Origin of the sequence: Siphonobacter sp. (assembly GCF_048595215.1) — a bacterium.
Lineage (GTDB): Bacteria > Bacteroidota > Bacteroidia > Cytophagales > Spirosomataceae > Siphonobacter.
Map to the genome: position 1 here is coordinate 1 of NZ_JBMDWJ010000223.1, position 13,819 is coordinate 13,819.

Below are 13,819 nucleotides of genomic sequence, written 5' to 3' on the forward strand. Positions count from 1 at the left end.
CACCAGCTACTTTATAACACGGGTTATTCACCGGCCTTTTACCTTCGGTGCAGCAGCCCCCCTACCAAACTACGGTTAAATGCACACGACGGGATGGGAACTGGCCGTTGATTTCAATCATGGATTTACGAATGGACTGAACGTAAACCTGGGACTGACGCTTTCGGATTTTACCGAGAAAATTACCCGCTTCGATGGTACACTGGTGAATGGGAACTACGCTGGAAAGAAGCTGGGTGAAATCTGGGGCTACGAGACCGACCGCTTCTTTACCAAAGACGATTTCCTGCAGGATGCCAATGGAAACCTGAGCCGCGATGCCGCTGGGAAGTACATCCTGAAAGACGGTATCCCCACCCAAACCCGACACGAATCGGGCTGGTTCTTCTACGGACCCGGCGACGTGAAGTACAAAGACCTTAATGGGGACGGTACTATTTTCACGGGAAGCAGCAGTCTGGAAGATCATGGCGATTTGAAAGTCATCGGTAATTCGACGCCCCGCTATCAGTACGGCGTGCGACTGGGAGCCGATTGGAAAGGCTTCGACTTTAACATGTTCTGGCAGGGCGTTGGCAAACGCGAATTGTGGCCTTCGGGTGGTATTTTCATCCCTGGCTTCAACCCGAACGATGCCATGTACGCCCATCAGATGGATTACTGGACGGAAGAAAACCCGAATGCGTTTTACCCGCGTCCGACCAATACGGGTCAATCCAACAATACGCAGAACTTCCTGATTCAGAGTAAGTATCTGCTGAATATGGCCTACCTACGGCTGAAGAACATGACGCTGGGTTATACCCTGCCCAAAACCCTCACGGAACGGATTCGGATTGAGCGTTGCCGCGTCTACGTGAACGGGGAAAATCTGCTGACGTTCGATAACCTATCCATTCCGATTGATCCTGAGGTAGCCTATCTGAATGCGAGTAGTCAACCCGCTACGTTTGGCCGGGTATATCCGTACCGTCGCACGTTCTCATTCGGTCTTCAACTTACGTTTTAATCAGAGCCAGCGATGAAAAAAATAGCGATTTTACTATCCGCAGCCCTGCTTTTTCTAGTGGGTTGTAAGGAAGATTTACTAACCCGTTCGCCCCTCGATGCCCTGTCGGACGAAACCTACTGGACCAACGAAGCCAACGTCCGAACCTTTGCCTGGGGTTTTTATACCCGATATTTTGATGGCTACGGATCCGGCTTTACGGCGGGACGGTACTTCAACGGGCAAACGTTAAACGACGATTTTGCTCCGGCAAGTCCAACCCAGTTTACGCGAAACGTACCGGCTGTAACGACTACTACCACACCATGGAGTGGGTTTACCTGGGTACGCAAGGCTAATCTCTTCAAAGAGCGGATTCAACGCGTACCGATGGAAGCCGAAGCGATCCGCCACTGGACGGGCATTGCCCGTTTTTTCCGGGCCATGGAGTACCACGAACTGGTACGGCAGTATGGCGATGCACCTTTCTATAATCAGGTCATCGGGGAAACCGATTTCGCTCAACTTTATAAACCCCGCGACCCGCGTACGGTGGTAGCGGATAGTATGCTGGCCGATTTGCAATACGCGGCGGCCAACGTACGGGCGGACGACGGCGAGAAAGGCCTGACGGTGAACAAGAGCGTTGTACTGGCGTTTATGTCCCGAATTATGCTCTACCACGGCACGTTCCTGAAGTACCATAACATCGATCAAAACCGGGCTAAAACCTATCTGGAAGCGGCGAAATGGGCGGCGAATGAAGTCATCACTTCGGGTCGGTACGCGGCTACGGATAATTACCGCTCGATGTTCAGTTCGCTGAGTCTGGCGGCTTCGAAGGAAATGATTCTGTACCGGAAATACGAAACCGGTATGCTGACGCACTCGCTGAATAGTTACAACAACAAAGAGCCGCAAACGGGCGTATCGAAAGATGCCATCGAATCGTATCTGAGCAAGGATGGATTGCCCATCCAACTTTCGCCGCTGTACAAGGGCGATAAGGGTATCGATAATGTTATGGCGGATCGCGACCCCCGGCTTTCCGCGACGATTGTCGGGCAATTGCGGGTCAGCAAGTACGCCCCTAACTTTTCGTCGAGTGGCTACGCGACCCATAAATTCCTGAACGAAGAAACCAAGGAATTACCCGAAGGCAGCGGCTCGCTCAATCAGACCGACGCCCCCGTCATTCGCTACGGAGAAGTACTGGTCAACTATGCGGAGGCTAGTGCCGAATTGGGCACGCTCACCCAGACCGATCTGGACAAATCGATCAATGCACTGCGGCAACGGCCCGGTATCGCAATACCGAAACTGGAAGTCAGTGGCTCAAGTCCAGCGGTGAACGGTAAGGTCTACGACGACCCGTCCCGCGATCCTTCGGTACCTGCTTTGATTTGGGAAATTCGTCGCGAACGCCGGATTGAACTAATGCTGGAAGGCTTCCGTCTGGATGATCTGACTCGCTGGAAAAAGATGGAGTATGTTGATACGCAGGCAAATTCGGACATCAATCGGGGAGCCTGGATTCGCAAGGCCGATTACCCCAACACCGATGCCATTATTGAGGGAACGACGGAAGGCTACATCATTCCAGCTCCGAAACTCGAATCGCAACGTTTGTTCACTGATCCGAAAGTGTATCTGACGCCCATTCCCCTCGATCAGATTACCCTGTACCGAGCCGCCGGATACGAACTCAAGCAAAATCCGGGCTGGGAGTAAATATTGTAAAGTGATCCAACTGCCAGCCTATCGCTGGCAGTTGTGTTTTTGGGTTAAATGAGGTTGGTTTTATAGGTTCAATTAACTATGTCGTCTTCAACAAACCGGGTTCGGTACTCCTTCCTGGCTGGCTAGTAGCCATTGAGTCTTCCAGGCTGGACCTCTCCACGACTAACCATTCCATGGGGGCCATCCCATGGTGGCGACAGCCTGCACTGGTCCGACGCTTTGCGGCTATCGTAGGTCGTTCAGTTGCCGCCATGGAATGGCTCAATGGCGGGAAAGATTTTCATCTTTAGACAGCAGTTTTGGTAGTTTGTTGATAGTTAATGGTCGTTAGAAAACCGTCGAATAACTTCAAGGACGGCTTAAAACCCATCCCCGTCCTATCGCGAAAAGCCGCCTTTTTCATCCGCAACGCGGTGGCCTAAAGCGGGATGAAAAGAGCGGTGTTCGCGATACGGACTAAACGAACAGCTCTGCTACCGACACCAAACTTCGTCTAGGTGAATAACGAAGCTCAAAAAGAACAAAATTTTAGATGTAGAACACAAGCTACTAGCTAGCCAGTATACCGGCCGATGTCCTGTTTGAGTTGACAATACTCTCTATATTCCAAACCCTAGCATTAAAAATAACCTCCGTAAACATCACTTTATGAAACCTATCCTCACACTGCTTCTCTGCTGGCTCGCCCTACAGACCTCGGCTCAGAGCTTTCAGTTTGCCTTTGTGACAGACTTGCACGTCGGCGGAGCAACCGGAGCCGATGACTTACGGCGTACGGTGAAAGACATCAACGCCAATCCTAATCTGAAATTTGTGTTACTCACAGGTGATCTGACCGAATTCGGTTCGGACGAAGAGTTGCAACTGGCCAAAACCATCATCGACAGCCTGCAAAAACCCTGGTACGCCATTCCCGGAAACCATGACGCCAACTGGTCGGAGAGCGGTAGTAATACCTTCAAGCGAGTGTTTAAAGGCGAATCGTTCTACTTTGAGTACGGCGGTTTTGCCTTCATTGCGACGGCTTCGGGACCAAACATGCGGATGGGACCGGGGCAGGTTCCCCGCGAGCATCTGGTCTGGCTGGATAGCACGTTGAATCATCTGCCCAACCCGAAAATTCCGATTGTGTACATCAACCACTACCCGCAGGATGCCTCGCTTAATAACTGGTACGATGCTCTGGATCGGGTGAAAAAACGGAATGTACAACTCTTTCTCTGTGGTCACGGGCACCAGAACAAGGTATACGATTTTGAACACATTCCGGGGGTCATGGGTCGTTCGAACCTGCGGGCCAAGGCCGAAGTGGGGGGCTACAACATCGTGACACTGACTAAAAACGAAGCGGTGTTCATGGAAAAAACACCAGGTACCGATCAGCTACGTTCCTGGGCAACCATCCCATTGTACGATCACGAATTTAGTAAGGATACAACGCGTTTTTCGCGTCCTTCCTACGCCGTTAATGAGCAGTACGCTCAAGTCAAAACGCTCTGGCAGTACCAAGATAACAGCGACATCGGCTCGGGGATAACCGTACAGAATGACCTGATTTTGTGTTCAAACACGAATGGACTGCTGTATGCTCTGGACGAAAAAGGCCAGAAAAAATGGAGTTTTCAGACCGCAGGTAAAGTATACGCAACGCCAGCGGCGAACAGAAAATACGCCGTCATTGCCTCCAGTGATCGCTGGATTTACGCCGTAAACCGAAAGAATGGAAGCTTACGCTGGAAGTACGAGACGGGCAAGGCCGCGGTAGGCAGTCCGGTCATTTACGAAAACGCCGTATACGTCGGCGGTTCGGATGGCCATTTTCGGGCTTTCGATTTGAAGACGGGAAAGGTACTCTGGGATTTTGACGGGGTCAAAGGTTTTATCGTGACCAAACCTCTGATTTACCAGAACAAGATCTACTTCGGTTGTTGGGCGAATGATTTCTACGCGTTGGACTTGAAAACGGGAAAACTGGTCTGGAAGTGGAACAATGGTTCGCCCAATCGCATGTATTCGCCCGCCGCCTGCTATCCGGTCGGAACGAATAATCGCATTTTTATCGTCGCTCCCGATCGGTACATGACCGCCCTGGATGCGGCAACGGGACAGGTCATCTGGCGGAAACAGAATCCAGACGTACGCGTACGTGAGTCGATGGGCCTTTCCACCGATGGCTCGCTGGTGTACGTGAAAACCATGCAGGGCAACGTCTACGGCGTTTCGACGACGGCCACGGCCATGGAATTGCCCTGGAAAGCAGAGGTACAGTTAGACTACGAAATTTGCCCGACGGCAATTGTCGAAAAAGACGGAGTCGTCTACGTACCCGGCAATTCGGGCTTGCTCACGGCCATTGATCGGCAAACCGGACAAACCCGCTGGCAGCATAAGCTTTCCAACGCCCTGGTGAGTGGTATTACTCCTTTAGGCCGGGGAAAGGTGCTGGTTAGTACCATGGACGGGAAAGTGACTTGTCTGCAAGCCAACTAAGCCTTCACGTTTTTCCGAAGCCGCCGTAGTTCCGCTGGGGAGTACGGCGGCTTTGCTTTTCAGGATTTTTCCTATCTTGATTGCCCAAACAACCGAAGGGATGGATTACCTCGAAAAAAACCGGAATACCTGGAATCAGCGAACCCTGTACCATTTGCAATCGGATTTTTATGATCTGGAAGGGTTCATGAAAGGAGCTACTTCGCTCAAAGACATCGAACTCGGCTTGTTGGGAGAGGTTGCGGGGAAAACGATCCTGCATTTACAGTGTCATTTCGGTCAGGATACGCTTTCGCTGGCCCGCATGGGAGCGAAGGTAACGGGCGTTGATTTATCAGATATTGCCATTTATTCGGCGGAGTCACTGGCGATTCAGATGGATCTGCTGACGCCTCAGTTCATTTGTTCGGATGTTTACGATCTTAACCTCAATCAGCAGTTCGATCTGGTTTTTACCAGTTATGGCGTCATTGGCTGGCTACCCGACCTGGATCGCTGGGCGGAAGTCATTGCCCGCCATCTCAAGCCGGGCGGGCGTCTGGTTTTCGCGGAGTTTCATCCCGTAGTCTGGATGTTCGACAGCCATTTCCGGTACGTGCAGTATTCGTATTTCAATACCGAAGCCATTGAAGAGACTACGCAGGGAACCTACGCCGATCCGGATGCTCCCATTACGACCGACTCGGTGGGTTGGAATCATTCGCTGGGCGAGGTACTGAGCAGCCTGATTGGGCAGGGATTACAGATTAATTTCTTTCAGGAGTACGATTATTCGCCCTACGACTGCTTTGCCGAAACTATGGAAGTGGAACCGGGCAAATTCCGAATTCGGCACCTCGATGCCAAAATTCCGATGGTCTATGCCCTGCAGGCCGTAAAACCAGAGCCTAGGGAAGGGTATGCCGCTTCCTAAAACGTCTAATCGGAATAAAGACCTGCTTTTCCTCAATGAAGATTCGCTACACCCTCGTATGCCTGGCCCTTTTGGCCGCTTCCTCCGTTCAGGCCCAAAAGAAAAAATGGGTTTCCCTGTTCAACGGCAAAGATATAAATGACTGGATCGTCAAGATTCACCACCACGATGTAAACGTCAATTACGGAAATACGTTTCGGGTCGAAGACGGCATGATTAAAGTTCGCTACGATCAGTACGATCACTTCAACGAACAATACGGGCATTTGTACTACAAAACGCCTTTTTCGCATTACCACCTGGTCATTGAATACAAATTCGCCGATCCCTGGCGGAAAGATGCCCCGTCGTACACGATTCTGAATAGTGGCGTGATGTTCCACTCGCAGGATCCACGAACCATGCCCAAGGAACAGGACTGGCCGATTTCGATAGAAATGCAGTTTCTGGCCGGGCTAGGAGATGGGAAACCCCGACCGACCGGAAATATGTGTTCGCCGGGTACCAACATTGTCTATAAAGGCAAATTGGACAAGCGGCATTGCATCGATTCCAACTCCAAAACCTACGGCAAAGATGAATGGGTACGGGCCGAACTCATCGTACTAGGCGATTCGCTCGTAAAGCACATCATTAACGGCGAAACGGTTTTGGAATACTCGAAGCCGCAGATTGGCGGCGATGTGGCGAATCGGTACGATCCAGCTCAGAAAGTGGACGGCAAAATTCTGAGTTCAGGCTTCATTGCTCTACAAAGCGAAGGGCAACCCATCGATTTCCGGAAGGTGGAAATTATGGATTTAAGTGAAGGCAAGGAGGATAAAAAATAGCATTCACAATAGCCTCGCTTGTTCGCTATTAATCCTGAAAATCCAATCGACTTTACTTCCTTCCATTACTACATCGGTGTTAGTGGGAGGAAGTAAAAGCTGGAAGCAAATATGTTATCCTAGTATTACCATTGTAAGCATCGCTTGCAGAAGTACCGTTCCGCGTGTTATTTCCGGTTTTAATACGCTCTATTGATGAAAACGGTTCTTTCCCTTTCCCTACTGGTTGTATTACTAGGTTGCACCCGTCCATCGACTCGTTCGGGTGCTGATACGGTTCGCGTCCTGACGTACAACATTCACCACGCCAACCCCCCTTCCAAACCTGAGATCATTGATCTGGAGGCCATTGCCCGGGTCATTCAAAACGACCAGCCGGATGTAGTTATGATACAGGAGGTGGACGTGCGTACCCGCCGTTCCGGTCAGATCGATGAAGCCGAAAAACTGGCCCAGCTTACGGGTTTGCAGGCGTACTTTGTCAAAGCCATTGACCACGACGGCGGCGAGTACGGCGTTGCTTTGTTATCGAAATACCCCCTCCAAAATCAACGCCGCTATCCGTTACCGCTGGATCCGCAGAAACCCGGCGAGCCCCGCGTACTGGGAACCGCCGAGCTGAAACTGCCTTCGGGCCGTAGCATCACCGTGGCCTGTACGCACCTGGATGCCCAGCGAGGTCCCGCCAGTCGGGTTTTACAGGCCAAAGAAATCGCTCGGATTTTAAAAGCTGTACCCATGCCCGTTATTCTGGCCGGAGACCTGAACGATACGCCTGAAAGTGAGACCTTACGGATCTTAAATCAGTCCCTGCAATCAACGTGTCAGAACTGTGCTCCAACCATTCCGGTTGAAAATCCTCGGAAGACTATCGACTTCATTTTAACCGCTGGTCCCTGGAAAGTAACTGAACATCGCGTCATTCAGGAAACCTACGCTTCTGATCACTTACCTGTTCGAGCTACGCTGAGCTTGCCCTAACTTCTAATTTCGTTTTAATATTTTAAAAGTATAAGGAAAAGCGTTTTGTTGCATTTTTGTAAGACCATTGATGTTTTACCTTGATTGCCATGGAACGTATATTTACCTTAATTACTACCCCTACCTACCTTTTTTTCATTCTGTTAGAACTCTACATCTCACATCGTGAACGACTGGGATTGTATAATTTCAAGGAAACCCGTAACAGTCTTCTGCTTGGATTAGGGGGTTTAGTACTGGATGTCGCCATGAAAGGCGTCTCATTTTTCGTACTCGACGGGCTGGCTCGGCACTCTTTTCTGTGGACGTATTGGCAGGAGCATCCCGTAGTGGCCTGGGTGGGCGTATTCTTTGCCCAGGACTTTTGCTTCTACTGGTTACACCGGGCTGAACACTATTGCCGGGTACTCTGGGCGGTGCATTCTACGCACCATTCCGCCGAACGGTACAATCTGACGGTGGCCCTGCGATCGTCGATGTTTCAGCCCTTGTATCGGTATGTGTTTTACGTACCGGCGGCTTTGATGGGCTTCGATGGGGTTCATATTCTGTTTATCTACGCGGTCAATCAGGCGTATCAGTTCTTCCTCCATACCGAGACGGTCGGCAAGTTGGGCCTGCTGGAACGCGTGCTGGTTACCCCTTCGCATCACCGGGTACACCACGCCTCGAACATTGCCTATCTCGACAAGAATATGGGTCAGGTGCTCATCATCTGGGATAAGCTATTTGGTACCTATGCCGAAGAAAGTGCCGAAGAACCCGCCCGTTTTGGCCTCACGCATCCGCTGCCTAGTCAGAACTTTGTACACGTAGCCTTCGATGAATGGAAACACCTGGCTCAGGATGTATCGCAACCAGGGCTTTCCTGGTCGGATAAATTCCGTTACGTATTCGCTGCTCCGGGTTGGTCGCACGACGGCCGTACACTCACCTCACGGCAGCTTCGGCAACAGCAGTCTGCCGTAGATGTAGAGAGACTGGAGGAGGTAGAGGCTTAGCTCTACGATCTAAAGCTCAATCAGGAAACTGAACCCATGCTTCTGGAATCCCAGCGATTCGTAAAAAGCATGGGTTCTTTCGCGTTTTAGATTGCTGGAAAGGGCCATTTTGTAACACTGTTTCTCCCGGCAACGCTCCATCGCAAAGATCATCATTTCCCGACCAATGCCCTGACCCTGGGCGGAGGTATGTACGGCCACATCCTCGACCACGCCCGAGCGGGCTCCGGCGTGGCCCAGATTATCCATGATCAGTAGAGCAAAAGTGCCCAGAATTACCTGCTGCTGTTCGGCTACGTACAGGGTGTAATCCGGATACGACTGCATGCGTTGAAAGGTTGCCAGAGCCTGTTCGGGACTCAGGACTTCCGGATCTTCGAGGGCGTTTTGATACAGGGCCAGAACGGCGGGAAGGTCTTCCGCCTGGGCCGGACGAATGGTTAACATACGGGAAACAAGTTGAGATGACGGCCTGAATTTCGGCTGATTTGATGGAATCAAAGCTAAGAATCGCTTCGGGTTAATTAGCGATTTCCTCAGGAAAAGATGCTTGGATGACCTGAGCGAAAGCCGTTTCTTTGCGACTGGTTTTTCAATATTCGCCTGGAAATAGGGATGAAACGAAAAACGTCAGAATCTTTACATCGACTAAACACTAACGTTAGATACTATGGCTTACGGCTTACTGAAAGGCAAACGGGGAATCATTTCCGGAGCATTGGATGAAAATTCCATCGCCTGGAAAACGGCTTTAAAAGCGTACGAAGAAGGAGCCCGTTTTGTATTGACCAATGCTCCTATTGCGATGCGAATGGGAGCCATCAACCAGCTGGCTGAGCAGTGCGAGGCCCAGATCATTCCGGCAGACGCCACCGATGTAGCGGATTTGGAAAAACTCTTTACCCAGTCGCAGGAAATATTGGGGGGTAAAATCGATTTCGTCCTGCATTCCATCGGCATGAGTACCAATATTCGGAAAGGTCGGGAGTACGGTGATCTGAACTACGAATGGTTCCTGAAATCACTGGACGTATCGGCTCTATCCCTGCACAAGATGCTACAAACGGCCGAGAAGCTGGATGCTATGGCCGAGTACGGTTCCGTAGTTGCTCTCAGTTACATTGCGGCCCAGCGGTCTTTTCCCGACTATACGGACATGGCTCAGGCCAAGGCCATGCTGGAAAGCATTGCCCGTAGTTACGGATATCGGTACGGACGCCTGAAAAAAGTGCGGGTGAATACCATTTCGCAGTCGCCCACGAAAACGACGGCGGGGACGGGAATCGGCGGTTTCGACGCGTTTTTTGATTACGCAAACAAAATGTCTCCGCTCGGCAACGCCTCAGCCGAAGCGTGTGCGGAATATGCCGTAACGTTGTTCTCAGATTTGACGCGTTCGGTTACCATGCAGAATCTATACCACGATGGGGGCTTTTCGGCGGTGGGTATTTCCCACGAAATCGTGGATATGATGACACCGAAGGAATAAGGAGAAAACAGGCTACGCACGTACGCAGCTCACCCCGATTGATTTGTAACCATCATGGAATGATTGGGGTGGGGTGGTTTCGCGTCGCAGACGCTAGACCAATCCACCCCGATTATAAATCGGGGTGAGCGTGTTAAAGGCAGTTTTTGCACAAGCAAGCAGACTAAACGCCAAGTGCCATGATAACCCCGAAGGGGGTTCAATGTGAATAGCCCCGTCTGTAATCTGAGGGACACTCTCAAAACCCACAACTCCTCAAATCACTCCCATCTTCTGCATCAGAAACGTCGCACTGCGGTTCTGGCAAATGCCGTCGAGCAACTGGTAGGGGAAGACCAGCTCATCGTTCACAATTTCTACTTCAAAGCGTTTGTTGACCAATTTTTGCGGATACTGATCCGTAATCTCGCAAACCTCCAGATCGTGCGTGGCAATCACCCCCCAGGCATTGTACTGGATAATTTTCTTGATCACTTCAATCGTGCCGTTTCGTTTGTCGTCGGAGTTGGTACCCCGGAATAACTCATCCAGCAAAATGAAACAGGGCTTCGTTTGCAGCGTCTGCAAAATGGATTGAAGTCGCTTTACTTCCGCAAAAAAGTACGATTCACTATCGGCCAGCGAGTCGTTCAGTCGCATCGATACCAGAATGTCCAGTGGCTGAACGCGGGCTTCGGTAGCACACACGCAGGCACCCACGTTGGTCAGTAACATATTGATACCCAGCGTACGCAGAAAAGTACTCTTTCCGGACATATTCGAACCCGTCAGAATCATGAAGCGGGGCGAAAAACGTACGTCGTTAGTGACGCGTTTGGTACGGTTGAGCAGCGGGTGCCCCAGGCTTTTAAACGCAATTTCGCCCGAATCCGACAACGATGGAAATACAAAGTCCGGGTTGTTGTACGAAAGATTAGCAAAGCTGTTAATCGATTCGAACGTACCAATCGTTTCGAGCCAGCTACGTAGCGATGCCGCGTACTGAGCTTTCCATTGCAACAACCGGTGGAGCGTATGCACGTGCGAAACGTACAGTCCGTTGGTCAGTACGGCGGCCAGGGCATGGTTGATACCGTTCATGGCCGCCAGTAAGGACGAAAGCCGGTGTGCCTGCGTACTGGCGAGGGATCCGTTCGTCCGGAGGCGTTGCTGCAAATCCTGTAATTCTTCCGACTGAAAGCTTTGCGATTCAATAGCAGCAATGAGTGTACTGTACTTTTTAATAATCAGTCCAATACGTTCCGAATCCACCGTTTCGGCTTTCACCTGCTTCAGATTTCGGGAAAGAATAAACAGGTTAATGAGTCCCATGAAACCAGCGAGGGTGAGAAAATCATCGTCCCAGGTCCATACAAACCCACCCAAACAAAGGGCCAGTAAGGCTGGAAAAAGAATGGCTAGTGTACGGGTCAACCCCGAGACGGGCGGACTTTTCCGTTCGCTCCATTCAACCAGAGCGGCGTATTCCGCCGCCGTATCCTGACCCATTGTACCCAGGGCCAGAAATTCCTGCCGCCACTCGGGACGAGTCGCCAATTCCTGAACGGCTCGCTGGCGTGGCGTGATGGCCGCATCCGGCAAACGGTGCAGGAGCTGTTGGGCCAGGGCCGCCTGCCCGATGCTGGTAGCCGTACGGTTCAGGTGCTGATACAGGGATTTTTCACCGAAAATATCGAGGTCATACGAATACGAATGAGCCGTTTGCAGATGTTCCGTACCCGCCTGAAACGGAATACGACTGCCGTTGAGGTAATCCAGCTCATCCTGGTTGATTTGAATGAGTTGACGGGTGAGAGCAATCCGGTCGGACAGTCGTTCATGACGATACATCAGGTACCGAAAAAAGCCCGCTGGAAAGAGCAGTAGTAACCAGTACCCGCTTTCGTTGGACCGCTGAGCCAGATAAATCAGTGCTCCGGCCAGGACCACGGTTAGAAAACGTAGGGTACCAATCCAGTTATAGCGACGGCTCAGTTGCTCGGATTCTTCCTGAAACTGAGCCAGACGTTCGGCGTAAAAAGACATAACTTGCAAAGCAGATAAGTACAAACAAAACCCTGTTTTTCAGGGGATTTAAGTCTAGGTACTGGATTTGGAGCGTCCCAGTACTTCTTCGTACAGGGTTTGGTAACGCCGAGCGATGACGGGTTCTGCGTACTGCGTCAGTACCTTTTGCCGGGCGTTACGGCGTAAGGATTCATAATCCGACTGGTATAGCGTTTGATACAGGGCCCGCATGAGGTCTTCGGAAGAACGGTATTCGGCCATTGCCCCGTTTACCCCATCGTCAATAAGCTCGGGAATGCCGCCAATGTTGAAACCCACCGAAGGCGTACCGCAGGCCATGGCTTCCATGATGGTATACGGCAGGTTTTCTTCCAGCGAAGGAATCACAAAGACCGAAGCCGCTGAATACGCCAGGGCAATTCGCTCCGGATTTGACAAACGACCCAGATGATGAGCGGGATAGGGAAGTTTGGGTAGCCCTTCGGTTTGCCCGAAAATGACGAGTTCAATCTGCTCTTTCGTTTCGGGATGAGCCGTAGCCAGCCGTTCCAGAGCTTCCTTGAAATACGAAAATCCCTTCATGGGAGCATCTACCCGCATGGCGGCGAACAGAATCAGGTGTTTATGTTGGGGCAGATTGAGTTTCCAGCGGGCTGCTTTTTTTTCGGTCGGCTTGAAAACGTCCGTATCCAGGGGATTGGGAATGCTGACAATCGTATGGTTTTTCAGTAAACTACTTTTCCGGGCCCGATTGGCTAGCCAGTCGCTACAGGCTACGGTGGTGAGGTGGGCCGGATCCATGACTTTCTGCTTCCGTTCCCAGATCTGATTGGACAAATCGACCTCCGAAGGATACCGCAAAAACTTACAGTTGCCGCATTTATTGATAAAGTGATCGCATTCACCACTGTGGTGGCAGCCCCCCGTGAAGGGCCACATGTCGTGCATGGTCCAGACCAGTGGCTTTTCCGTTTCTACCAGTTTCTGAAAGGATTGGGTGGAAAGAAATCCGTGATTGATCCAGTGTAAGTGCAGAATCTGGGCTTTTTGTACAAAGGGGTGCTCAGTCACGTCTACGCCCAGCACCGCAGGATCGAAAGCCCAGTGTTGCTTTTTGGAGGCTTCGTATGCTTTCAGGTACAGACGTTCACCGGCAAAACGAAACAGTGCTTTCTTTTTACCCAGCCAGGATTCGTCTAAAGCGGCAATGGCTGGATTTTGGGTATTTTTTTCCTGTACTAAAATTTGGGAATACAGGGGCGAATAGCGACTCAGAGCCTGCTGCAACCGCACGGCTCCGATGGATGCCCCGCCCATATTATCGGAAGTACTCAGTAGCGTAACGGAAGTTGGCATGAAATTCAAATAGTACGGCGTGCA

11 protein-coding genes are annotated in these 13,819 nt (G+C 51.1%); 8 read left to right on the forward strand and 3 right to left on the reverse strand.

The features are described from left to right. Nucleotides 1–79: 79 nt before the first annotated feature. From ACOJTG_RS13930 to ACOJTG_RS13960, 7 genes are all read left to right on the forward strand, one after another. Nucleotides 80–1,009, forward strand: a complete 930-nt coding sequence (locus ACOJTG_RS13930) for a hypothetical protein (RefSeq protein ID WP_420154378.1) — start codon at nucleotides 80–82, stop codon at nucleotides 1,007–1,009. Between the two features lie 12 nt (nucleotides 1,010–1,021). After that, the gene (locus ACOJTG_RS13935) at nucleotides 1,022–2,719 is read left to right on the forward strand and encodes a RagB/SusD family nutrient uptake outer membrane protein (RefSeq protein WP_420154379.1); all 1,698 of its coding nucleotides are present in this window, start codon (nucleotides 1,022–1,024) and stop codon (nucleotides 2,717–2,719) included. A 657-nt stretch (nucleotides 2,720–3,376) separates the two neighbouring features. Further along, nucleotides 3,377–5,218 carry a PQQ-binding-like beta-propeller repeat protein gene (locus tag ACOJTG_RS13940; RefSeq protein ID WP_420154380.1) on the forward strand — a complete coding sequence of 614 codons (1,842 nt, stop codon included), beginning with the start codon at nucleotides 3,377–3,379 and terminating at the stop codon, nucleotides 5,216–5,218. Nucleotides 5,219–5,318: 100 nt separating this feature from the next. Then, nucleotides 5,319–6,131: a class I SAM-dependent methyltransferase gene (locus tag ACOJTG_RS13945; RefSeq protein ID WP_420154381.1), complete on the forward strand. Its 813-nt coding sequence runs from the start codon at nucleotides 5,319–5,321 to the stop codon at nucleotides 6,129–6,131. A gap of 35 nt (nucleotides 6,132–6,166) precedes the next feature. Beyond that, the gene (locus ACOJTG_RS13950) at nucleotides 6,167–6,961 is read left to right on the forward strand and encodes a 3-keto-disaccharide hydrolase (protein WP_420154382.1); all 795 of its coding nucleotides are present in this window, start codon (nucleotides 6,167–6,169) and stop codon (nucleotides 6,959–6,961) included. 195 nt (nucleotides 6,962–7,156) lie between these two features. Further along, nucleotides 7,157–7,942 carry an endonuclease/exonuclease/phosphatase family protein gene (locus tag ACOJTG_RS13955; RefSeq protein WP_420154383.1) on the forward strand — a complete coding sequence of 262 codons (786 nt, stop codon included), beginning with the start codon at nucleotides 7,157–7,159 and terminating at the stop codon, nucleotides 7,940–7,942. An 89-nt stretch (nucleotides 7,943–8,031) separates the two neighbouring features. Beyond that, nucleotides 8,032–8,943, forward strand: coding sequence for a sterol desaturase family protein (locus ACOJTG_RS13960; protein WP_420154384.1), 912 nt, complete (start codon nucleotides 8,032–8,034; stop codon nucleotides 8,941–8,943). Nucleotides 8,944–8,952: 9 nt separating this feature from the next. Here ACOJTG_RS13960 and ACOJTG_RS13965 read toward each other — a convergent pair whose 3' ends face one another. After that, nucleotides 8,953–9,390 carry a GNAT family N-acetyltransferase gene (locus ACOJTG_RS13965; protein ID WP_420154385.1) on the reverse strand — a complete coding sequence of 146 codons (438 nt, stop codon included), beginning with the start codon at nucleotides 9,388–9,390 and terminating at the stop codon, nucleotides 8,953–8,955. Between the two features lie 223 nt (nucleotides 9,391–9,613). Here ACOJTG_RS13965 and ACOJTG_RS13970 point away from each other — a divergent pair, with 223 nt between their 5' ends. Continuing rightward, entirely contained in the window at nucleotides 9,614–10,432 is an 819-nt protein-coding gene (locus tag ACOJTG_RS13970) for an enoyl-ACP reductase FabI (RefSeq protein WP_420154386.1), read from the forward strand. Nucleotides 10,433–10,687: 255 nt separating this feature from the next. Here the strand turns inward: ACOJTG_RS13970 and ACOJTG_RS13975 are convergent, their stop codons facing one another. Both ACOJTG_RS13975 and ACOJTG_RS13980 read right to left on the reverse strand, forming a co-directional pair. Further along, the gene (locus tag ACOJTG_RS13975) at nucleotides 10,688–12,457 is read right to left on the reverse strand and encodes a MutS-related protein (RefSeq protein ID WP_420154387.1); all 1,770 of its coding nucleotides are present in this window, start codon (nucleotides 12,455–12,457) and stop codon (nucleotides 10,688–10,690) included. A 54-nt stretch (nucleotides 12,458–12,511) separates the two neighbouring features. Next, complete coding sequence (locus ACOJTG_RS13980; protein ID WP_420154388.1) at nucleotides 12,512–13,795, reverse strand: glycosyltransferase family 4 protein; 1,284 nt, start codon at nucleotides 13,793–13,795, stop codon at nucleotides 12,512–12,514. Nucleotides 13,796–13,819 lie beyond the last annotated feature (24 nt).